Source organism: Nocardia sp. NPDC019395, from assembly GCF_040632335.1.
Taxonomy (GTDB): Bacteria; Actinomycetota; Actinomycetes; order Mycobacteriales; family Mycobacteriaceae; genus Nocardia.
This window is the reverse complement of record NZ_JBEYBT010000018.1, coordinates 70,795-92,915: the sequence shown is the minus strand read 5'-3', so window position 1 is coordinate 92,915 and position 22,121 is coordinate 70,795. Positions and strand designations below refer to the sequence as shown.

Annotated in this window: 21 protein-coding genes and 1 tRNA gene; 4 read left to right on the top strand and 18 right to left on the bottom strand. The window is 66.7% G+C overall.

The features are described from left to right. Positions 1-44 precede the first annotated feature (44 nt). The 17 genes from atpA to argS form a co-directional block, all read right to left on the bottom strand. On the bottom strand, positions 45-1,682 hold the full coding sequence (gene atpA, locus ABZ827_RS26975; protein ID WP_357242276.1) for a F0F1 ATP synthase subunit alpha: 1,638 nt from the start codon (positions 1,680-1,682) through the stop codon (positions 45-47). A gap of 82 nt (positions 1,683-1,764) precedes the next feature. Then, positions 1,765-2,574 carry a F0F1 ATP synthase subunit delta gene (locus ABZ827_RS26970; RefSeq protein ID WP_357242273.1) on the bottom strand — a complete coding sequence of 270 codons (810 nt, stop codon included), beginning with the start codon at positions 2,572-2,574 and terminating at the stop codon, positions 1,765-1,767. Positions 2,575-2,593: 19 nt separating this feature from the next. Beyond that, complete coding sequence (locus ABZ827_RS26965; RefSeq protein WP_357242270.1) at positions 2,594-3,154, bottom strand: F0F1 ATP synthase subunit B; 561 nt, start codon at positions 3,152-3,154, stop codon at positions 2,594-2,596. Between the two features lie 5 nt (positions 3,155-3,159). Then, positions 3,160-3,408 carry an ATP synthase F0 subunit C gene (locus ABZ827_RS26960; protein WP_033247481.1) on the bottom strand — a complete coding sequence of 83 codons (249 nt, stop codon included), beginning with the start codon at positions 3,406-3,408 and terminating at the stop codon, positions 3,160-3,162. Positions 3,409-3,485: 77 nt separating this feature from the next. Further along, positions 3,486-4,211: a F0F1 ATP synthase subunit A gene (atpB, locus tag ABZ827_RS26955; protein WP_357242267.1), complete on the bottom strand. Its 726-nt coding sequence runs from the start codon at positions 4,209-4,211 to the stop codon at positions 3,486-3,488. Positions 4,212-4,607: 396 nt separating this feature from the next. Next, a complete protein-coding gene (locus ABZ827_RS26950) occupies positions 4,608-5,075 on the bottom strand; it encodes a hypothetical protein (RefSeq protein ID WP_357242264.1) in 468 nt (155 codons plus the stop codon). Positions 5,076-5,085: 10 nt separating this feature from the next. Further along, positions 5,086-6,252, bottom strand: a complete 1,167-nt coding sequence (locus tag ABZ827_RS26945) for an MraY family glycosyltransferase (RefSeq protein ID WP_357242261.1) — start codon at positions 6,250-6,252, stop codon at positions 5,086-5,088. 130 nt (positions 6,253-6,382) lie between these two features. Further along, positions 6,383-7,048 carry an L-threonylcarbamoyladenylate synthase gene (locus ABZ827_RS26940; RefSeq protein WP_357242258.1) on the bottom strand — a complete coding sequence of 222 codons (666 nt, stop codon included), beginning with the start codon at positions 7,046-7,048 and terminating at the stop codon, positions 6,383-6,385. Between the two features lie 520 nt (positions 7,049-7,568). Continuing rightward, on the bottom strand, positions 7,569-8,453 hold the full coding sequence (gene prmC, locus ABZ827_RS26935; RefSeq protein WP_357242255.1) for a peptide chain release factor N(5)-glutamine methyltransferase: 885 nt from the start codon (positions 8,451-8,453) through the stop codon (positions 7,569-7,571). Between the two features lie 44 nt (positions 8,454-8,497). Continuing rightward, positions 8,498-9,577 carry a peptide chain release factor 1 gene (gene prfA, locus ABZ827_RS26930; protein ID WP_357242252.1) on the bottom strand — a complete coding sequence of 360 codons (1,080 nt, stop codon included), beginning with the start codon at positions 9,575-9,577 and terminating at the stop codon, positions 8,498-8,500. 149 nt (positions 9,578-9,726) lie between these two features. After that, positions 9,727-9,954 carry a 50S ribosomal protein L31 gene (gene rpmE / locus ABZ827_RS26925; protein WP_357242249.1) on the bottom strand — a complete coding sequence of 76 codons (228 nt, stop codon included), beginning with the start codon at positions 9,952-9,954 and terminating at the stop codon, positions 9,727-9,729. A 216-nt stretch (positions 9,955-10,170) separates the two neighbouring features. Continuing rightward, positions 10,171-12,285 (bottom strand): transcription termination factor Rho, encoded by a 2,115-nt coding sequence (gene rho, locus ABZ827_RS26920; protein WP_357242246.1) that lies wholly within the window; start codon positions 12,283-12,285, stop codon positions 10,171-10,173. 315 nt (positions 12,286-12,600) lie between these two features. Next, positions 12,601-13,578 carry a homoserine kinase gene (thrB, locus tag ABZ827_RS26915; RefSeq protein ID WP_357242243.1) on the bottom strand — a complete coding sequence of 326 codons (978 nt, stop codon included), beginning with the start codon at positions 13,576-13,578 and terminating at the stop codon, positions 12,601-12,603. Between the two features lie 2 nt (positions 13,579-13,580). Further along, positions 13,581-14,708 carry a threonine synthase gene (gene thrC / locus ABZ827_RS26910; RefSeq protein ID WP_357242240.1) on the bottom strand — a complete coding sequence of 376 codons (1,128 nt, stop codon included), beginning with the start codon at positions 14,706-14,708 and terminating at the stop codon, positions 13,581-13,583. Next, positions 14,705-16,090 carry a homoserine dehydrogenase gene (locus ABZ827_RS26905; RefSeq protein ID WP_357242237.1) on the bottom strand — a complete coding sequence of 462 codons (1,386 nt, stop codon included), beginning with the start codon at positions 16,088-16,090 and terminating at the stop codon, positions 14,705-14,707. Before ABZ827_RS26905 ends, thrC begins: the two co-directional genes overlap by 4 nt. Further along, positions 16,091-17,506, bottom strand: a complete 1,416-nt coding sequence (gene lysA / locus ABZ827_RS26900) for a diaminopimelate decarboxylase (RefSeq protein ID WP_357242233.1) — start codon at positions 17,504-17,506, stop codon at positions 16,091-16,093. It lies immediately after the preceding gene. Positions 17,507-17,564: 58 nt separating this feature from the next. After that, the gene (gene argS, locus ABZ827_RS26895; protein WP_357242230.1) at positions 17,565-19,223 is read right to left on the bottom strand and encodes an arginine--tRNA ligase; all 1,659 of its coding nucleotides are present in this window, start codon (positions 19,221-19,223) and stop codon (positions 17,565-17,567) included. Positions 19,224-19,315: 92 nt separating this feature from the next. Here argS and ABZ827_RS26890 point away from each other — a divergent pair, with 92 nt between their 5' ends. From ABZ827_RS26890 to ABZ827_RS26880, 3 genes are all read left to right on the top strand, one after another. Then, the gene (locus ABZ827_RS26890; protein ID WP_357242227.1) at positions 19,316-20,296 is read left to right on the top strand and encodes a DUF3105 domain-containing protein; all 981 of its coding nucleotides are present in this window, start codon (positions 19,316-19,318) and stop codon (positions 20,294-20,296) included. Beyond that, positions 20,296-21,009, top strand: coding sequence for a DUF305 domain-containing protein (locus ABZ827_RS26885; protein WP_357242224.1), 714 nt, complete (start codon positions 20,296-20,298; stop codon positions 21,007-21,009). Before ABZ827_RS26890 ends, ABZ827_RS26885 begins: the two co-directional genes overlap by 1 nt. A gap of 93 nt (positions 21,010-21,102) precedes the next feature. Further along, positions 21,103-21,178: transfer RNA gene (locus tag ABZ827_RS26880), tRNA-Arg, on the top strand. A gap of 81 nt (positions 21,179-21,259) precedes the next feature. Here ABZ827_RS26880 and ABZ827_RS26875 read toward each other — a convergent pair. After that, the gene (locus tag ABZ827_RS26875; protein WP_357242221.1) at positions 21,260-21,403 is read right to left on the bottom strand and encodes a hypothetical protein; all 144 of its coding nucleotides are present in this window, start codon (positions 21,401-21,403) and stop codon (positions 21,260-21,262) included. A 21-nt stretch (positions 21,404-21,424) separates the two neighbouring features. On the opposite strand from ABZ827_RS26875, the gene ABZ827_RS26870 reads away from it, so the two are divergent. Beyond that, positions 21,425-22,030, top strand: a complete 606-nt coding sequence (locus ABZ827_RS26870) for a hypothetical protein (RefSeq protein WP_357242218.1) — start codon at positions 21,425-21,427, stop codon at positions 22,028-22,030. Positions 22,031-22,121: the final 91 nt, after the last annotated feature.

Sequence of the window (22,121 nt, the reverse complement as noted above, 5' to 3'; positions counted from 1 at the left end):
CTCGTTCGCGGCATTACAGGAAAACAGCGCATCGTTCGCCCGGCCTACTTCTCGACGTGCTTGCGGGTGACCGACAGCGACTCGACCTCTTCGTGAGCCAGCTCGCCGGCTCCGGCCTCGTTCACCACGCGGGTGCCGTCGGAGGCCAGGAAGCCCTGCTTGAACTTGTCGGTGGCAGCCTTGATCTGATCGGCGGCCTCGCCCTGGAGCACCTTGCCACCGGCGATGCTGGTGAAGGCGTCGGCAGCGTTGCTGTGCAGATCCTCGAGCAGTTCGGTAGTGAACCGGCGGACATCGCCGACCGGCACCGAGTCGTAGTAGCCACCGTCGACCAGGTAGATCGAGACGATCTGGTCTTCGACCGCGACCGGCGAGTACTGGTTCTGCTTGAGCAGTTCGACCCAGCGGGCGCCGCGCTCCAGCTGTGCGAGCGAAGCGGCGTCCAGATCGGAGGCGAAGGCGGAGAACGCCTCCAGCTCGCGGTACTGGGCCATTTCCAGACGCAGCGAACCGGCGACCTTCTTCATACCCTTGGTCTGCGCGGCACCACCGACACGAGATACCGAGGTACCGACGTTGATCGCCGGCCGCACACCCTTGTTGAAGAGGTCGGACTCCAGGAAGACCTGACCGTCGGTGATGGAGATGACGTTGGTCGGGATGAAGGCCGAGATGTCGTTGGCCTTGGTCTCGATGATCGGCAGACCGGTCATCGAACCGCCGCCCATCTCGTCGGAGAGCTTGGCGCAACGTTCCAGCAGCCGCGAGTGCAAGTAGAAGACGTCACCCGGGTAGGCCTCACGACCCGGCGGGCGGCGCAGCAGCAGCGAGATGGCGCGGTAGGCCTCGGCCTGCTTGGTCAGATCGTCGAACACGATCAGAACGTGCTTGCCCTGGTACATCCAGTGCTGGCCGAGGGCCGAACCGGTGTAGGGGGCCAGCCACTTGAAGCCGGCGGAGTCCGAGGCGGGGGCCGCGACGATGGTGGTGTACTCCAGGGCGCCGTGCTCCTCGAGGGCGGATTTGACGCCCGCGATGGTGGAACCCTTCTGGCCGATCGCGACATAGATGCAGCGCACCTGCTTATCGGGATCGCCCGAGTCCCAGTTCGCCTTCTGGTTCAGGATGGCATCGATGCAGACCGCGGTCTTACCGGTCTTACGGTCGCCGATGATCAGCTGACGCTGGCCGCGGCCGATGGCGGTCAGCGCGTCGATCGCGGTGATACCGGTGGCCAGCGGCTCCTCGACCGGCTGACGCTCCAGCACGGAGGCCGCCTGCAGTTCCAGGACACGGCGGTCGTCGGCCTCGATCTCGCCCAGACCGTCGATCGGCTGGCCGAGCGGGTTGACCACGCGGCCGAGGAATTTGTCGCCGACCGGCACCGAGAGCACATCGCCGGTGCGGCGCACCTGCTGGCCCTCTTCGAGATCGGCGTATTCGCCGAGCACGACGGCACCGATTTCACGGTCCTCGAGGTTCAGCGCGACACCGAGCACACCGCCCGGGAATTCGAGCAGCTCATTGGCCATGGCCGAAGGCAGGCCGCTGACATGAGCGATGCCGTCACTGGTATCGGTGACGACACCTACTTCCTCGATGGAGGTTTCCGGGGTGTAGCTCTGGGTGTAGCTTTCGATCGCGCTACGGATCTCGTCGGAGGAGATCGTCAGCTCCGCCATGTTCTTCCTGCTCTCGGTCTCTGGTCTGGAATGTCGGGGGGTGTGGTGCGGCCGGTGCGCCGGGGTTTCCGGAGGCGTACCGCTAGGTCAGCGAGCGGCGCAGCCGTTCCAGTCGGCCGATCGCACTGCCGTCGATCACATCGTCACCGATGCGTACGACGAGCCCGCTCAGCAACTCGGGTTCGACCTCGATATGCACGGTGACCGCCTTGCCGTAGATGCGGGCCAGGGCGCCGGCCAGCCGCTCCCGCTGGGGATCGGTCAGCGCGATCGCCGACCGCACATGGGCGACGATCTGCTCCCGCCGGGCCGCGGCCAGATCGGACAGTTCGTCGAAGGCCGGACCGATTCCGGAACGCTGCCTGGTCACCACCTGTTCGGCCAGGGCCTGGGTGATGGGCTCGGTTTTTCCGGACAGCAGCCGCTCGATCAGCTCCCGCTTGGCCGCGGGTGAGGCCCCGCGATCGGAAAGTGCCTGTTCGAGCTGCGGGTTGTCGTTGATGATCCGGCCGAACCGGAACAGTTCGTCCTCGACCGCGGTCAACCGGCCCTGTTCGGACGCTGCTTCGAGCAACGCCAGCTGCGCGAGCAGTACCAGGGTATCGACCAGGTCGCGGGAGCGGGACCAATCCTGGGCCACCGCGGTGGTCAGCACCGCCTGCGTGGCAGCACTGACCCGGCTCCCGAAGACCCGCTCACTCAGGTCGGCGCGGGCCGAACCGGGCACCGACACGTCCGCGAGCGCCACACGCAGCGGACGCTGATCGTCCAGTACGTCGACAACGGCGAACAGTTCGGACCCCGTCGTTGCCGCGACACCGTTGCTTCCGGTCAGCGCGGCCCGAAGAGCCTCCTTGGACCGGGAGCTGGCCTCACGGCTTGCTGCGTACATGGTTCTCACGCCTCCGTCGTTACCTTCCGACCCCGATACCGGCATCCGACCGGTCGATCTCATCGAGGAATCGCTCGATCGTCGCGGCCTGCTTGGCCTCGTCCGACACCGATTGCCCGATGACCTTCTCGGCCAGGTCCACCGCGGTGCGGCCGACATCGGCGCGCAGCTCGGTCAGGATCTGCTGACGCTGGGCTTCCAGCTGGGTATGCCCGGCCGCGACGATACGGTCGCTCTCGGCCTGGGCGTCGGCCTTCATCTGGGCGAGGATCTGCTGGCCCTGGGTACGGGCGTCTTCGCGGATCTTCGCGGCTTCCAGGCGGGCGTCGGCCAGCTGCTTCTGGTACTGCTGCAGCGTCTCCTGGGCTTCGGCCTGCGCCGATTCCGCCCGTTCGATGCCACCCTCGATCTTGTCGGCGCGCTCGTCCAGCACCTTCATCAGGCGCGGAACGGCGTACTTGTAGACCACGAAGGCGATAATCGCCACGCAGACCGCCGACCAGACGATGTCGTACGTCGCGGGAATGAGAGGATTCACATCCTCTCCCTCTTCCGCCGCGAGCAGTATGAACTCGTTCATCGGAATCAGAAGATGAAGCCGGCGACGAGACCGATCAGCGCCAGGGCTTCGGTGAACGCGATGCCGAGGAACATGTTGGTCCGGATGGTGCCCTGGAGCTCGGGCTGCCGGGCAATACCCTCGATCGCCTTACCGACGACGATACCGACGCCGATACCCGGGCCGATGGCGGCCAGGCCGTAGCCGACAGCGCCGAGGCCCTTCAGCGTGGATTCGTTGGTGGCAGCTTCCTGGGCCAAGTACGAGAGGCTCATGAGTCTTCCATTCCCTTTCTGTTGCTCACCCGCCGGTCGGCGCGGTGCAGCAGGTTCTTATCGGTTGTTCCGGTCGGTCAGTGATCGTCGGCGTGCTGGGCCAGGCTGATGTACACGGCGGTCAGCAACGCGAACACATAGGCCTGCAGGAAAATGACCAGCAGTTCGAAGAGAGTGAAGGCGAGCCCGCCCAGCAGCGAGAAGGGCGAGAAGACCTTCATCCAGTTGTCCGCGTCGAAGAGGAAGAACTGGGTCGCGCTGAAGAACAACACCAGCATGATGTGACCGGCGAGCATATTGGCCATGAGTCGGACGGTCAGCGTGAACGGGCGCAGGATGAAAGTCGAGACGAACTCGATCGGAATGAGCAGGACGTGCATGGCCGGCGGAACATTCGGAACGACAACGCTGCTGCGCATATAGGTGAAGAAGCCGTACTTCTTGATGCCCACGTAGTTGAACGCGATATACGCGATCGCTGCCAGTACCAGCGGCATGCCGATACGTGCGTTCGACGAGATGTTCAAACCGGGGATCACACCCGAGAAGTTCAGGAACAGGACCGTGAAGAAGATCGTCGCGATGAGCGGGAAGAACTTGCGGCCGGCTTCCTTGCCGAGGATCTCGTCGCAGATCTGCTCCTTGACGAAGACCATGCCCATCTCACCGATGTTCTGCAGCTTCTTCGGCACGATTCGCGGCGAGCGGAAAGCCAGGAAAAGAAAGGCGACCAGCACGGCGGTCATCAAAAGCCGGACCAGCATAAGCCGATCGAGTTCGAAGGGGGTCCCCTCGAACAGCACCGCCGGAGGGAAGAAGTCGGTTAGCGACGGCGCGTGAAACTCCGCGGCCAAAGTAGTGACGCTCAGCGTTCTCTCCCGTGTTCGGGCCGCGGGATGTTTTCGCTCCCGCGGTTCGATCGGACATTGACGATCAATGTGGGTCGACTGAGGTCGGCTCGAAGTTCGTCAGCAGCTGTAGCGGGGATCCGCGCTGGCGTCTGTACGTGTGTCGGCGACATCGTCGACATGCAGAACCGAACTCTCGACGAGCCCGGCACGGCAGTAGCATAGCGGCAGCTTGTGAGACCTGGTCAGGCCCCCTCACCGAGTCGCTTGCTTACCAAGACTTTACCAAGAGAACTACGACAACGTGTAGCGGGGGCGATGTTATCTACGACAGATTGTCGTTGACGCCGGTCAGGCGGTATCGGAATCGCTGTCGGAAACGTGTTCAGGGACGTTTACATACGGCACCTTCTGCCGTAATACGCCGTAAGTCTCCGCGCCCAGCACGATGATCAACGCACCCACAACGGTGAGGAACAACGCGATCCGGTCATAGAACTCGAATTGCTGGAGAATCGCAACGACAATCAGCGCGGCCAGCAGTTTCCCGACCCAACTGGCCAATATGACCAGCTGAGCGGTGGACGGCGGCAGCTTGGCGCCGAACAGCACCACCGCCGCCGTTGTCAGGATGAAACCGCCCCCGATCGCGGCACCGAGCAGCGCACCCCACAATCCCGGAACCCCGGCGGCCAGGGTCGCCACCACGATCGCGAGGACCGTGAGCACGGCCAGACCGATCAATCCGTACCGCAGGGCAGCCCGCAGCGGAGCATCGGGATCATTGGAGGTGCTGGGGGTGAGAGGGCTGCTCGACACGGCCCGAACTCTACCCGGACTCCGCAACGGACCCCGCCGCGTCCCGCCTCGCCTGGCGGCGCCACAACCCCGGCACGGCGGTCACCACCAGCGCGAACAGGAAGCCGGCGGCCATCAGCAGCACCACCACGCGCCGGTCCATCACCGACGTGCCGACCGCGCCGAAGGCGAGAATGCCGACCCACAGGTAGATCACCAGAACGACGCGGCGCTGCGAATGACCGATCTGCAGCAACCGATGATGCAGATGCATCTTGTCCGGCGTCGAGAAGCTCACTCCCGCCCGCACCCGGCGCACGATCGCCAGCAACAGGTCCAGTACCGGGATGAACATCACCGCGCCCACCAGCAGCAGCGGCGACAGCAGGCCGACGATATCGCGCGGGCCGTAACCCTGGAGCGGGATCCGGCCGGAGGCGCTCGTGGACACGGCCGCCAGCACCAAGCCGATCAGCATGGACCCCGAATCCCCCATGAAGATCCGGGCCGGTGAGAAGTTGTGCGGCAAGAATCCCAGGCAGGCACCGGCCATGGCGGCGGCCAGCAGCGCGGGCGGATAACTGTCCACGGATCCGCCCTGCTCGGTGAGCAGGCCGATCGCGAACGCGAACACGGCGACCGAGGCGATCAGGCCCAGACCCGCGGCCAACCCGTCCAGACCGTCCACGAAGTTCATGGCATTGATCAGGGTCACCGCCACGGCGACGGTCACCAGCCCGCCCTGCAAACCGTCCAGCACGACCGTGGTGTTGCTGAACGGGTCGTAGATCAGGTACCAGCCAAGGCCCATCACCGCCATCACACCCGCCGCGGTGACCTGACCAGCGAATTTGGTGAGCGCGTCCAGCCCCCAGCGGTCGTCCACGATACCGACGGCCACGATGATCGTGGCCGCGACCAGGACCGCCGCGATATCCGGCCGATAGTCGAACCCGCGGCGCAGCGCGGGGAGCTGATGGGCGAACAGCACTGCCGCCACGACCCCGATATACATCCCGACCCCGCCCATACGGGGAATCGGCTTCACATGCACATCGCGATCGCGCGGAATGGCCACGGCGCCGAACCCGATGGCCAGCGTCCGGATCCCACCGGTGGCCAGGAAGGTCACCACGGTCGAGATCAACAGGACCAGCAGGAGCTCGCGCAGCGGGACGACCGCACCGGACCCGCTCATCGTGCCGACCTCCCCGGCACCAGAACACGTTCCGTCGGCGAGACGGCATATCGACCGCGGAGGCCCGCGCGAAGCCGAAGATATCGCATCACCGCAGGTACCGCCCGTCCATCCGCACAGACCGGTTCACTCACCGCGCGCCTGATCCGATCAGCGTATCCGGGGTGGTACCGAGAACCTCGGCCACCGCTTCGGTGGCCACCGCACCCGCGCGCAGGATGCGCGGCTGATCACCGGTCAGATCGACGATGGTCGAGGCGGTGGCATGCTGCGCGGGACCGCCGTCGAGGTATGTACCGACCACAGAACCGAGCTGTTCGCGGGCCTCGGCCACATTCCCCGCGGCCGGCCGGCCGGACACATTGGCACTGGACACCGCCAGCGGCCCCACCTCCTGCAGCAACTCCAGCGCGACCGGATGCAGCGGCATCCGCAGCATCACGGTGCCGCGCGCGTCACCGAGGTCCCATGCCAGCGACGGCGCCTGCTGCACCACGATGCTCAACCCGCCGGGCCAGAACGCCCGAATCAGATCGCGCGCCTGCGGCCGCACAGAAAACACGAGCCCGTCGATGGTGTTCCACGACCCCACCAGCACCGGCACCGGCATATCACGCCCCCGCCCCTTGGCCGCCAGCAACGAGGCCACGGCCGCGGAATCGAACGCATCCGCGGCGAGCCCGTAAACCGTATCGGTGGGCACAACAACAAGCCGTCCCGATTTCAGAGCACTGGTGGCCGCGGCCAGGCCGGCGGTACGCGAATCAGGATCGGCGCAGTCGTAGACGGTACTCACGGCCCCAATCGTATGGGCTGTGTCTTTTGGCGTCGCCTCCGGCGCCGCGGGTTCGGGGCCCCTTGGTCTCGTTCTTCACTCCGCCGCTCCTCCGCTTCGCTCCCCCGCTCTGTCGCTCCAGAACGAGACGGGCCCCGAACCACCAACGCCCACCGACCGCATGCCGGGAAACAGGGCGGAGGTCGGAAGCGGACCGACACGGGTTCGCGAGGCAAGATGACCGTCCGTCAAGGTTGCTGTTTTTTTGGCGCCGCCTCCGGCGTCGCGGGGTTCGGGGCCCCCTTGGTCTCGTTCTTCACTCCGCCGCTCCTCCGCTTCGCTCCCCCGCTCTGTCGCTCCAGAACGAAACGGGCCCCGAACCACCAACGCCGACCGACCGCATGCCGGGAAACGGGGTGAGGGGCGGATGCGGACCGGCAGGCGGTAGGAGCATCAAACGCGCCTGGCGGCGACGGTGAGCCCCGCTTGTCACCTCCGCGGACTGGCCCCGCTTGCCACCGAAGAAGGCCCGCCCCGAAAACTACTCCCGCCCCGCCGCCGACACGGCCGCCACAAACCGCGGTTTCCCGGCCAGATCGGGATGCTCCTCGATATCGCCGAACCGCCCATCGCCCGCCAGCAATCGAGCCAGTTCACCACCGTTGCTGTCGTCGTGCTCGATCGCCGCTCCCCCACCGGGCCGCAGAAGCCGCCCGATCAGCGGTACCAGTGACCGGATCACATCCAGACCGTCTGTCCCACCGAACAGCGCGCGGTGCGGGTCGTGCCCGGCGACCTCCGGAGACAACTCCGCACCTTCCGGGATGTAGGGCGGATTGCTGACGACAATGTCCACCCGGCCGTTCAGCTCCGTGAGCAGCCCGGGGTCCGTGACATCGGCCTCGTGCAGCGTGATCGGCGTATCCCCCGCCGCGCCGCGCAGTTCGGCATTGCGGCGGGCCCAGCGCAGCGCGTCCGGGTCCAGCTCCACCGCGTGTACCTCGGCATCAGGCCGGGCGTGTGCGATCGCCAGCGCCAGCGCTCCCGAACCTGTGCACAGGTCCACGACGATCGGTGTGTGATCGTGCCGGACCGCCTCCAGGTGGGCGAGCGCCCACGCGAACAGCAGCTCGGTCTCCGGGCGCGGGACGAAAACTCCCGGCCCGACCTCGAGATCGATCTCACCCATCGACGACTGCCCTGTCAGATGCTGGAGCGGTACTCGTTCGGCGCGGCGGGCGACCAGGGCACGGTAGACGCCGAGTTGTTCCGGATCGATCAAGGGCGTGAGCAGCAACCGGCCGCGCTCCACTCCCAGCACATGTGCGGCGAGGTGCTCGGCATCGGCTCGCGGGCTCGCCACACCGGCTGCCTGAAGAGTTCCGATCGCCTCGACGAGCACGGGGCGCAGCTGTACACGGGTCATAGCTCGACTCTGCCGCAAAACCGGTGCCTCAGCTGCCGATCCCGTTATTCCCGCTCCATCCGGGCAGCGCGGTCCGCGGTGGCGAGGGCGTCCAGCAGCGCGTCCATTTCGCCGTTGAGCACCGAGTCCAGGTTGTGCGCCTTGTAGCCGATGCGGTGGTCGGCGATACGGTTCTCCGGGAAGTTGTAGGTGCGGATCCGTTCCGAGCGGTCGACGGTGCGGATCTGGCTCGCCCGGCCCTCGGCCGCCTCCTGGTCGGCCTGTTCCTCGGCGAGCGCCTGCAATCGCGCGGCCAGCACCTGCATGGCGCGGGCCTTGTTCTGCAGCTGCGAGCGTTCGTTCTGGCAGGTCACGACGATACCGGTGGGCAGGTGGGTGATCCGGACCGCGGAATCGGTGGTGTTCACGCCTTGGCCGCCTTTACCGGATGAGCGGTAGACGTCGATGCGCAGATCGTTCTCGTCGATCTGAACTTCCTCGACCTCGTCGGGTTCGGGATAGATGAGGACACCGGCTGCCGACGTGTGCACCCGGCCCTGCGATTCGGTCACCGGTACCCGTTGGACCCGGTGCACCCCGCCTTCGAATTTGAACCGCGACCACACCCCGTCGCGCGCGGCATCGCGGCTCTTGATCGACAATGTCGCTTCCTTGTATCCGCCCAGGTCCGATATCGCCGTATCGAGGACCTCGACTTTCCAGCCGTGTCGTTCCGCGTACCGGATGTACATCCGGGCGAGGTCGGCGGCGAAAAGCGCCGATTCCTCGCCACCCTCACCGGATTTCACTTCCAGGACCACGTCGTCCCCGTCGTGCGGATCGCGCGGCGCCAGCAGATCGGCGAGCTGGTTCTCCAGTTCCTCGAGTTGTTCCTCGAGTCCCGGCACCTCCGCCGCGAACGCCGGATCATCGGCCGCGAGTTCACGCGCCGCCTCCAGATCGTCACGGGTCGCGGCGAGTTTCTTGTACGTGGTCATCACCGGCGCGAGTTCGGCGAACCGCTTCCCCACCCGCCGGGCCGCCCCCGGATCATTGTGCAGCGCCGGATCCGCCAACTGGGTCTCCAGCCCGGCGTATTCGGCCAGCACATCGTCGATCGCCGACGGTGCGGTCTTCTCGGCCATTGCGGTCTCCTACCAAGCAACTGATTCCGATGGAGTATCAAGCGGATCGGCCCCGATCCGAACTGAACGTGTCCAACCCCGCGCGCGCCAGCGCGCCAAAAACACAGCGCCCGGCCTGCGTGGAGCAGGGCCGGGCGCTGGCGGAAAAGCTACTTGCTGTCGGCTTTCTTGGCACGCTTGCCGTAGCGGGCCTCGAAGCGGGCCACACGACCACCGGTGTCCAGGATCTTCTGCTTGCCGGTGTAGAACGGGTGGCACTGCGAGCAGACCTCGACGGTGATATGCCCGGATTCCTTGGTGGAGCGGGTCTGGAACGTATTACCGCAGCCGCAGACCACCGTGGTGTCGACGTAAGCCGGGTGAATTCCTGCCTTCATGGGTGTCCTCTCGATATTGGTCGCCGGGTCGTTCGGATATTTCGCCGAACGTGAACCGGAACCGACTAAGGCGGGAGTCTGCGCGATTCGCAGACGCACGGCGATCCAGTATGCCAGACCTACCGTCGCCAGCTGAAACGCACCTACCCTCGACATTGTTCCCGGGCGAGACAGCACAAAAACGGGGGTCCGCCCGTCGGCGAACCCCCGCTCCTGTCATTCGTCCAGGGCTCCCGGCGCGGTCTTGGAGACCTGCATCAGGAATTCCAGGTTGTTCTTGCTCTTCTTCAGGCGGTCGATCAGGAGATCGATCGCCTGATGTGAATCCAGGCCGGACAGGACGCGGCGCAACTTGTGCAGGACCGCGGCCTCGTCGACATTGAGCAGCAGTTCGTCCTTACGGGTACCGGACGGGTTGACGTCCACCGCGGGGAACACCCGCCGCTCGGCGATCTTGCGATCGAGTTTGAGCTCCGCGTTACCGGTGCCCTTGAACTCCTCGAAGATCACCGTGTCACCGGTCGAACCGGTTTCCACCATGGCGGTGGCGATGATCGTCAGCGAGCCGCCGTTCTCGATATTGCGGGCCGCGCCGAGGAACCGTTTCGGCGGATACAACGCGGTCGAATCGACACCACCGGACAGGATGCGCCCGGAAGCCGGCGAGGAGTTGTTGTACGCGCGACCCAGGCGGGTGATCGAGTCGAGCAGGACGACGACGTCCTTACCCATTTCGACGAGGCGCTTGGCCCGTTCGATGGCCAGCTCCGCGACCGAGGTGTGATCCGACGGCGGCCGGTCGAAGGTGGAGGCGATGACCTCACCCTTCACCGAACGCTGCATATCGGTGACCTCTTCGGGACGTTCGTCGACCAGGACAACCATGAGGTAGCACTCGGGGTTGTTGATCGCGATCGCGTTCGCGATGTCCTGCATGATCGTGGTCTTACCGGCCTTGGGCGGCGACACGATCAGCGCGCGCTGACCCTTACCGATGGGCATGATCAGGTCGATCACCCGGGTGGTCAGCTTGTTCGGCGTGGTTTCCAGCCGCAGCCGCTGGTTCGGGTACAGCGGGGTCAGCTTGTTGAAATCGGGCCGCCGTTTGGCCGAATCAACCTCGGCACCGTTGACGGTGTCCAGGCGCACCAGCGGATCGAACTTCTGCCGCTGATTGGCCTGTTCGCCCTCACGCGGGGCCCGCACCGCACCGGTGATCGCGTCACCGCGGCGCAGACCGTTCTTGCGCACCAGGTTCATCGAGACGTACACGTCGTTCGGGCCGGCCAGGTAACCGGAGGTCCGCACGAACGCGTAGTTGTCCAGGACGTCGAGAATGCCGGCGACCGGCTGCAGGACGTCGTCCTCGCGGATCTCGGGCTCGCGGGCATCGCCACCGCCGCCTTCGCGGTCGCGGCCGCGCCGCCGCTCGCGGAACCGGCGACCCCGGCGGCCGCGGCCGCCTTCGTCATCGTCGCCGCCGCCGCGGTTGCCGCCGGAGCCGCGCTGATCGCCCTGGTTCTGCTGACCCTGCTGATTCCGGTCACGCCGGCGATCACCCTGGTCGGAGTCCTTGGTGTCCTGTTTGGCATCGGACTTACCACTGTCGGACTTGCCACCGTCGGCCTTGGTGTCGTCCGAACGGGCATCGCCGGCATCGCCGGTGTTCTTGCCCTGCTGGTCACGACCGCGACGCTGCCGGCCGCGGCCACGCTGACCGGAATCCCGGCCGGTGTCCTCGGAGTCCCCGGATTTGTTATCGGGCTTTCCTTCGCCCTTCGAATCACCCTTGGAGTCGGTTTTCGAATCGGCTCTGGCCTCGGCCTTCGCGGTGCCGTTGGCGCTCGCCGCGACGTTGGCGCCGTTCTGCTTGTCCGCCCCCTTGGCGTCGCCGGGCACATTGTCGGTGCCGGCGGCACGATCGGTCTCGGTCCGCACGGGGGCGGCCGCGGGCGCTTCGGCCGGGGCGGCGGAAGCGGCGGCGGGCTTACTCGCGGCGGGGGCGGCAGGCGCGGCCTCGGCGGGCTGATCCGCGGATTTGCGCTCCTTGGCAGCCTTCGCGCGGGTGCTGCGCTCCGCAGCGGCGGGTCTGCCGGCCTGATTTTCCTTGATAGCAGTGATGAGATCACCCTTGCGCATACCGGAGGTGCCCCGAATTCCGAGTTCCCCTGCCAGTGCGCGCAACTGCGGCAACAACATTCCAGTCAGCCCCGATCCGATGTCGGTGTTTTCGCTCATCTTCGAAATCTGTCCGGAGTCACTTTCGCGGTTGCCCGAGGGTTCGGAGTCGGATGCCACCCCGGGTGTCGCGAGCAGGTCCGTATCTGTCACGGAGATCCTTTCCTTCCCTCGATTGCCGTGTGCTGTGTCGAGGGTTTCGTTCCGTAGCCCGATCTCGCTGCCGGACTCGGATTTGTAGCCGTATCGCCTGCCCCTCCGGGAACCGGGTGCTTCGCCACCGCTGGAAAATGGTGGAAGAGATCATTCCAGTTCAGAGGCTGCGCGGCACCCCCATGGCATGAGGGCTCGAGCCTGGAGCCTGCTGGAGCGATTGCCCTGATGAAGCACCGGCGTCTGATGCGCGCGATGTACGGACTTGCCCAGGATAGCGGGCAACTACGAACCTCGGCAAGGCGGACGCGCCCGTCAGGCGATCCGGACGCCTTCCGCCAGCCCCGGCTCGAGTACCCGCAGGCCGTCCGCGGCGGCACGCGCACGCAGCTCGTCGGGGAAAGCGCTGGTCCCGAGTGCGAGCACGGTGGGGCCGGCGCCTGAGACGGTAGCCGCGATCCCGGCGGCCCGCAACCGTTCGATCCAGGTGGTGGTCAGTGGGAGGGCGGGAGCCCGCTGGGTTTGGTGCAATCGATCCGCGGTGGCGGGGAGCAGCAGGTCCGGGCGCTGGGTCAGCGCGACCACCGCCAGCGCCGCCCGGCTCACATTGAAGGCCGCGTCGCGATGCGGAACCGACTCCGGTAGCAGACCCCGGGTCTGCATCGTGGAAGACCGTTCCTCGGGGATCAGGACTACGGGACGCAGATCGGCATGCCCGTCCAGGCGGACGGCACGGTAGATACGCTGCGGCGCAGCGATATCACCGATCGAATCGGGACCCGGCCCGGTTTCGGTCCAGGAGACGACGATACCGCCGAGGACACTGGCCGCCGCGTTGTCCGGATGACCCTCGAATTCGGCGGCGAGCTGCACCATCCGATCGGTGTCGACGGCCAGAGCCGGGTCGAATTCCGCGGCCAGTGCGCAACCCGCGGCGATACCACCGACCACAGCCGCCGCCGACGAACCCAGCCCACGGGAGTGCGGAATAGTGTTCCGGCACAACACGTCCAGGCCGTCCGCCCAGACCCCGGCCGATTCCAGACCGCGCTCGATCGCACGGACCACCAGATGCTGCGGTCCCCAGGGCACCTCGTCGGCACCCTCGCCTTCCACCCGGATATCGAGCCCGGAATCGGTGCTGCGTACCTCGATCTCGTCGTAGATACCCAGCGCCATCCCCAGCGAATCGAAACCGGGACCGAGGTTCGCACTCGATGCGGGCACCCGGACCGAAACAGTGAGCCCGGCGGGCAGGGTGGGTGCGGTCAGCCGGCTCTCGCGTGTATCCAAGGTCAGGCCAGCTCGAGTCGGGTGGCCACGGCCACCGGGTCGACCGGGATGGCCTGCACTTCCGGCATGCCGAGGAGTGCGGTATCGGGATCCTTGAGACCGTTACCGGTCACCGTGCAGACCACGCGCAGTCCCGGTTCCAGCCAGCCGTCGGCACGCGCGGCCAGCACCCCGGCGACGCTCGCCGCCGATGCGGGTTCCACGAAAACGCCCTCCTTGGCGGCGACCAGCCGGTACGCCTCCAGGATCTCGTCGTCGGTGGCCGCGCGGAAGGCGCCACCGGACTCCTCCTTGGCCGCGACCGCACTGTTCCACGAGGCCGGGGCACCGATCCGGATCGCGGTCGCGATGGTTTCCGGTTCCTTCACGGGAGCACCGTTGACCAGCGGCGCGGCTCCGGCGGCCTGCACACCCAGCATGCGCGGCAGCGAGGTCGTGACCCCGTCGGCGTGGTATTCGCGGTAGCCGCGCCAGTAGGCGGTGATATTGCCGGCGTTACCCACCGGCAGCGCGTGCACATCGGGGGCGGTGCCGAGGACGTCACAGATCTCGAACGACGCGGTTTTCTGTCCTTCGATACGCGCCGGGTTCACCGAGTTGACCAGACCGATCGCCGGGAAATCCGAGGTCACCTTGCGGGCCAGTTCCAGGCAGTCGTCGAAATTACCTTCGACCTGGATCACCTTGGCGCCCAGCATGACGGCCTGCGCCAATTTGCCCATGGCGATCTTGCCCTGCGGGATGAGCACCGCGCAGGTCATTCCGGCCCGGGTCGCGTAGGCGGCGGCCGATGCCGAGGTGTTCCCGGTGGAGGCGCACAGCACCGCCTGCTGGCCTCGGTATTTGGCGTCGGTCATGGCCATGGTCATACCGCGGTCCTTGAACGAACCGGTCGGGTTGGCGCCCTCGACCTTCAGGTACACCTCACAGCCGGTGAGTTCGGACAGATACGGCGCGGGAACCAGCGGGGTACCACCCTCGAACAGGGTCACCGGCTCCCACTCGGCCGCGCCGGCAAGCCGGTCGCGATAGGCGGCGATCAGTCCCGGCCAGCGGGAGTGCACCCCGGCCTGCGGGGCCACGCCGGCGGGCCCGCCCGGCACCGAATCGCTCCGCGATGCTGTTGTCATTCTTCGGTGCCTTCCAATCTCAGAACGCTTGTGACAGATGTGACGGATTCCATACCCGAGAGAGCGGCCACGGTTTCGGCCAACGCCGACTCCGTAGCCAGGTGGGTGACGACGACGAGTCGTGCCCGGTCATCGTGCCCCTCCTGCCGGACGGTGGAAATACTGACCCCGTGATTGGCGAATTCACCGGCCACCCGCGCCAGCACGCCGGGACGGTCCTCGACCTTCAGATTCACGTGGTATCGGGTGGGTGTATCGCCGATCGGCGCGATCGGCAGCGCGGCGTACACCGATTCGCCCGGGGCCCGGCCGCCGAAGAATTTGTTCCGCGCGGCCATCACCAGATCGCCCAGCACCGCCGACGCGGTGGGTGCGCCGCCGGCCCCCTGCCCGTAGAACATCAGCCGGCCGGCGTTCTCGGCCTCCACGACCACCGCGTTGAACGCCCCGTTGACCGCGGCCAGCGGATGTTTGCGCGGGATCAGCGCCGGATAGACCCGCACCGAGACCCGTTCCTTGCCGCCCTCGGCCGGGCTCGGTTCGCCCGGGCCCGCGGGGACCCGCTCGCAGATGGCGAGCAGTTTGACGGCACAGTTCACCGCCGCCGCGGTTTCCAGATCCTCCGAAGTGATCGTCGAGATGCCCTGCCGGAACACATCGGCAGCCGTGACCCGGGTGTGGAACGCCAGCGAGGCCAGAATGGCGGCCTTCGCGGCGGCGTCGTAACCCTCGACATCGGCGGTCGGGTCGGCTTCGGCGTAGCCGAGGCGCGTGGCTTCGGCGAGGGTTTCGTCGTAGGCCGCTCCGGTTTCGTCCATCGCGGAGAGAATGAAATTGGTGGTGCCGTTGACAATGCCCACCACCCGGTTGACCCGATCACCGGACAACGACTGGATCAGTGGCCGCACCACCGGGATCGCCCCGGCGACGGCGGCCTCGAAGTAGAGGTCGGCGCGGCTGCGTTCGGCGGCGGCGGCGAGTTCCCCGGTGTAATCGGCCAGCAGGGCCTTGTTCGCGGTGACCACGGATTTCCCGGCATTGAGCGCCTTGAGAATCAGTGCACGGGCCGGATCGATACCGCCGATGACCTCGACCACCAGATCGACATCGGGCCGGGAGACGAGTTCCTCGGCGTCGGTGGTGAGCAGTTCGGCGGGCAGGCCGCGGTCGCGATCCAGGCTGCGCACCGCGACGCCGCGCAGGGTCAGCGGCGCGCCGACCCGGGACTGCAGATCGTCGGCGTGATCGCGCAGGATCCGTACGACCTCACTGCCCACATTGCCCATACCGAGTACCGCGATACCGATCGGGCGATCGGGACCCCACTGGCCCGGTACGACAGCGGTCACCTCGGGCACATTCGCACCTTTCGTCGCATCCATTCAGACCTCCAGACCGAGCAGATCGGCGACGGTTTCCCGGCGCAGTATCAGTCGTGCCGCGCCGTCACCGACGGCGACAACAGCGGGCCTGGTCAGCATGTTGTACCGGCTCGACATGGAATAGCAGTAGGCACCGGTGCCTGCCACGGCGATCAGATCGCCGGGCCCCGCATCGGCCGGAAGCCAGGTGTCGCGGATGATGATATCGCCGCTCTCACAATGCTTTCCGACAACGCGGGCAACGACGGGCCCCGCTTCGGAGCCGCGGGAGACCAGCTGACAGTGGTAGTCGGCCTGGTAGAGCGCGGGGCGGATATTGTCACTCATCCCACCGTCGACGCTCACGTATCGGCGGCGCAGTCCACCGTCCAGCGATACGTCTTTGACCGTGCCGACCTCGTACAGGGTCACCGTCCCGGGACCGGCGATCGCCCGGCCCGGTTCGACCGCGATCCGAGGTACCGGCAATCCGGCCATTTCGGCTTCCCGCGCCACCAGCGCGCGCAGTTTCTCGGCGAACAGATCCAGCGGCGGCGGATCGTCGGAGGGCAGATAGGAAATACCGAGGCCGCCACCCAGGTCGAGCAGTGATATCTGCGAGGTGCGTTCCACGCCGAATTTGTCGACGGCCTCGCGCAGGAGGCCCAGCATCCGGTGCGCCGCGATTTCGAAACCGTCGATTTCGAAAATCTGCGATCCGATATGACTGTGCAGGCCGACCAGGCGGAGATTATCGGCTTCGAAAACCCGGGCCAATGCCTCCATGGCATCCCCGCCCGCTATAGAGAATCCGAATTTCTGATCCTCGTGCGCGGTGGAAATATATTCGTGCGTATGTGCCTCCACGCCGACGGTGACGCGGACCAGCACATCCTGTACGACGCCGGCCGCCCCGGCGACGGCCTCGAGCCGTTCGATCTCGATCAGCGAGTCGACCACCACATGCCCGACACCCGCCGCGACCGCCGCTTCCAGTTCGGGGACGGATTTGTTGTTGCCGTGCAGGGCGATGCGCTCGGCCGGGAATCCGGCGTGCAGCGCCACGGCGAGTTCACCGCCCGAGCAGACGTCCAGGGACAGTCCCTCGTCACGGATCCAGCGCGCGATCTCACCGCACAGAAAAGCCTTGGAGGCGTAGTGAACTCGCGAATCCGATCCGAAGGCACGCACCATATCCCGGCAGCGGGAACGGAAATCGTCCTCGTCCACGACGAACAGCGGGGTGCCGAACTGGGCGGCGAGTTCGGTGACCGGAACGCCGCCGAGCCGGACCACATCGTCGGCGTCGCGGGTGGCATTACGCGGCCATACCTGGGCGGGCAGGTCGATCAGCTGTCGCGGATCGGCCGGACGTTCCGGCAGATTCGGCGCGTGCGGGATCTCGGCGTGCCGGGGCCCGGCCGGATGGACACTCATCGGTCTCCCTTCCTCACCCACTGCCGGAACAGTCGGTCGATGCGATAGTGGGTGGCGGTCACATCCGCTCCGGTGCGGTGACGCCGAGCAGGCGCAACCCGTTGGCGAGGACCTGCCGGGTCGCGTTGACCAGCACGAGCCGGGCGGCGTTGACCGGGCTCACGGGTTCGTCACCGAGCGGCAGTACGCGCAGGGCCTTGTTGGTCTGGAACGGGTGGTAGGCGCCCGCCAATTCCTCCAGATAGCGCGCGATGCGGTGCGGTTCCCGCAGGGTTGCCGCGCTCGCCACCACCCGGGGGAACTCGCCCAGCGTCCGGATGAGCGCGCCCTCGAATTCGGAGTCCAGCAGCGCGAAATCCGGTGTCACCGTGTCGTATTCGAATTCGGCGGCATTGCGGGCGATCGAGGCCGCGCGGGCGTGCGCGTACTGCACGTAGTAGACGGGGTTGACGCTGTCCTGCTTCGCCCACAGGTCCAGGTCGATATCGATACTCGAGTTCACCGAACTGCGCACCAGCGAATACCGGGCGGCGTCCACGCCGATGGCCTCGACCAGATCATCCAGGGTGACGACCGTGCCGGCGCGTTTGCTCATCCGCACCGCGACACCGTCGCGCAGCAGGTTCACCATCTGCCCGATGAGTACCTCGACACTGTCGGGGTCGTCGCCGAACGCCGCGGCGGCGGCCTTCAACCGGCCGATATAGCCGTGATGGTCGGCGCCGAGCATATAGATGCAGAGATCGAAACCGCGTGCCTTCTTATCCTGCAGATAGGCGATATCACCGGCGATATAGGCGGCGTGGCCGTCGCTTTTGATGACCACCCGGTCCTGATCGTCACCGTATTCCGAACTGGCGATCCACCAGGCTCCGTCCTTGGAATACAGATCGCCGGAATTCTTCAGGGTTTCGACCGCGCGTTCCACCGCGCCCGAGGCGAACAAGGAACTCTCGTTGAAATACACATCGAAATCGGTGCCGAATTCGTGCAGCGTTTTCTTGATATGGGCGAACATCAGTTCCACGCCCTCGGCGCGGAATAGTTCCAGCCGCTGGGCGGGGTCCAGTTCGAGCACCCCGGGATGTGCGGATACGATCCGGTCCGCGATTTCGCCGATATAGGCGCCGGCGTACCCGTTCTCCGGGGTCGGCGCGCCGGTCGCGGCCGCCACCAGCGATTCGGCGAACCGGGTGATCTGCCCGCCGTGATCGTTGAAGTAGTACTCACGGGTGACCTCGGCACCCTGCGCGGCGAGAATCCGGCCGAGCGCGTCACCGACCGCGGCCCAGCGGGTCCCGCCGAGATGCACCGGACCGGTCGGGTTGGCGGAGACGAACTCGAGATTGATCGCGGTACCGGCCAGGACGTCGGCGGTGCCGTAATTCACACCGGCCGACAGCACCTGGTCGAGGATCGCAGCTTGCGCGGAGGCGGCGAGCCGGATGTTCAGAAATCCCGGACCGGCCACTTCCGCCGAAGCCACGGCGTCGGTACCACTCAGCGCCGCGGCCAGCCAGCCGGCCAGATCACGCGGGTTCGTTCCCGCTTTCTTGGCGACGCGCATGGCCACATTGGTGCTGTAATCACCGTGTTCCGGATTGCGCGGACGCTCCACATCGACCTTGTCGGGCAGGACCGAAGGGTCCAGACCGCGTTCGGCGAGTACCTTCGCGGCCGTCGCGTGAAGGAGATCTGCAAGGTCGGCTGGAGTCACGGGTCTCTATCCTATGGTCCGAGTAGGTGCGCGCCGCGAGTGGGCACCGCAGCCATGCACTGTTCATCACGTGGGAAAGAGCTAGGACCGGTATGCCGAACAGGACCAGCGCCAAATCGGCGAAAGCCGTCAAGGCGGCGGGCAAAGTCGCACCCGCCCGAGCAGGCGGCGGTAAGAACAGGAACAAACCACCCATTCTCCAGCGAATCCCGTGGCTGACCGTCGGCGCGGTGGTGCTACTCGTCGCACTGGTCGGGGCTCTCACCGCGAGCATCCTCCCGAAATACCAGGAGCAGGCCGCCCTGCGGGAACGCCAGGAACACGTCCGGCAGCTGCGGGATTCCTTCGGTCAGAAGTTCGCCCCGACCGAGCAGAATCAGGACCCCTCCGCGCAGATCGAGGGCGTGGTTAAACAGGAATATCCGGCAGGCCTGCATATCGATGCCACTCAGCGGGTGGCCTACGACAAGACCCCGCCGTTCGGCGGCCCGCACGATGCCTCCTGGGCCGACTGCATGGGCACCGTCTACGACACCGCGCTCCGCGAGGAGAACGCGGTCCATTCGCTGGAACACGGTGCGATCTGGATCAGCTACAACCCGGCCAAGGTCGACGACGACGGCGTCGACACACTGAGGGCCTGGGTCGACGGTGAGCAGTACATGCTCCTGTCGCCGCATCCCGACCAGGAAGCACCCGTCTCGTTGCAGTCCTGGGGTCATCAGCTGGCCGTCCCGAACGCCGACGACGAGCGCATCGGCCAGTTCATCACCGCCCTGCGGCTGAACTCCTTCGCCTATCCCGAGGTCGGCGCCGACTGCGCCACCATGGGCTTCGACAAGGAGAACCCGCCGCCCTACGACCCGAGCGAACCCGGCCCCGACGCGGTGCCGATGAACGGTGCCGGCCTGCAGCCGGATCAGGGCGAGATGAGCGGCGCGCCCGGCGGCCTGCCAGGTGGTGGCCTGCCCGGAGGGGGCCTGCCGGGTGGTGGTCTGCCCGGCGGTATCCCGGCGATCCCGGGTATGCCGGGCACCCTGCCGGAACAGCAGGCTCCGGGGTCCGGGCAGTAATGCCGGAAGAGACCACACCGGAGTCCACGGAGGCCACCCCGCACTCGGCGGGGTGGCGCGCCCAATTGCGCGCGCAACGCGTCCCGTTGCTGATCATCGGCGCGATCGCGCTGCTCGTAGCCGGCTTCGGCGCCGGGGTGCTGCTGGCACCGGACAGCGCCGACGGCGATACACCGGCCGGCCCGGTCGATATCGGGTTCGCGCAGGATATGTCGGCGCACCACGCGCAAGCCGTGGAGATGTCCGGTATCGCGCTCACCGGATCGACCGACCCCGAGGTCCGGCGGCTGGCCTACGACATCCTGACCACCCAGCAGAGCCAGATCGGGCGGATGCAGGGCTGGTTGCAGATATGGGACGCACCGGCCCGCGCCACCGGCGGATACATGGCCTGGATGCCGCAGGACGAGCATGCCGGTCACGGGCACGATCACGGCCCGGCGGGAATGGCCACCATGCCGGGTATGGCCAGCACCGACGACCTCCGCCGACTCCGCGCCGCCCAGGGGCCGGAACTGGACACCCTGTTCCTCCAGTTGATGCTGCGGCATCACCAGGGCGGGGTCCCGATGCTCGAATACGGCGCGGAGCACGCGGAAACCACCGAGATCCAGACACTGGCCGGCCAGATGCTGCCGGCTCAGGCGGGCGAATCCCGGCTGATGACCAAAATGCTCACCGACCGCGGGGCCGAGCCGCTGCCCCTGAACTGACCCGTCACCACACGTTTTGGCCTCATCGGCGGTGATGCGTTACGCTGTGGTCCGCCCGATCGACCGGACTCCCGGTCCACCGGGCGGATCCCCGCCCTCGTAGCTCAGGGGATAGAGCGTCTGCCTCCGGAGCAGAAGGCCGCAGGTTCGATTCCTGCCGAGGGCACCACGAAGAACGGCCCCCCGACCAGCTGGGTTCTGGTCGGGGGGCCGTTCTCGTTCGCGACCCTTCCGTCACCGCCGGATGCCGTCACGGGAGGCGGAACGGCACCGCCGCGGCACTGTCCGGATCCCGGTGCGGGACAGTCGCGGCGATCTCCTGCCGCCGGGGAACGACCGGCCCGTCCTGCACGCAGCCAACTGCGCCGGGCTTGTCGTAGTCTTCGACAGACATCCCGGGAAACGGAGAAAAGCATTGACTCAGCCACCGGCAGGCCCGCCGCCGTACGGACAGCAGCCGCCCGACGGCCCGCAGCCGGGTCAGGTACCCCAGGCCGGTTCACCACAGCCCGGGTACCCACCACAACCGGACCATCCGCAACCGGGGATGCGACCCCAACCACGTAAGCGCCGGACAGGGCTGATCATCGGCGCGGTGGTGGCGGTGCTCGTCGTGGCCGCCGCGGTAGCGGCCATGGTGGTGTTGACCTTGCAGGGCAAGACCCCCCTGTCCTCCGATGAGCAGCAGATCGAGTCGACGCTCAGGGAGTTCTACGGCACCTTGACCGACGACGGGTTCGAGGCTGCCAGTCAGTTGGCCTGTAAGGCCGACCGCGACGAGTTCGCGGCCATGCCGGACGCGGACAAGGCGGAGGCCGAGAAGCTCGCATTCGCGGTCGATATCAAATCGGTGGACGATATCGTCGTCACCGGCGACAAGGCCAAGGCGAAGATCACGGGGACATTCACCTTCGCGATGCCCGGTGACTCCGATGACGAGTCGGACGACAGCTCGGAGGAGAATCTGGTGAAAGAGGACGGCGAGTGGCGAGTCTGCTCGTCGGCAGGCACCGGAACCTGACCACCGCCCGCCGCATGCCCTCGGGACCTTCGCCCACCGCAATCATGTAGTCCGGCACGATTTCCCGGAACTCAGCGCAGCGGCACCCTGC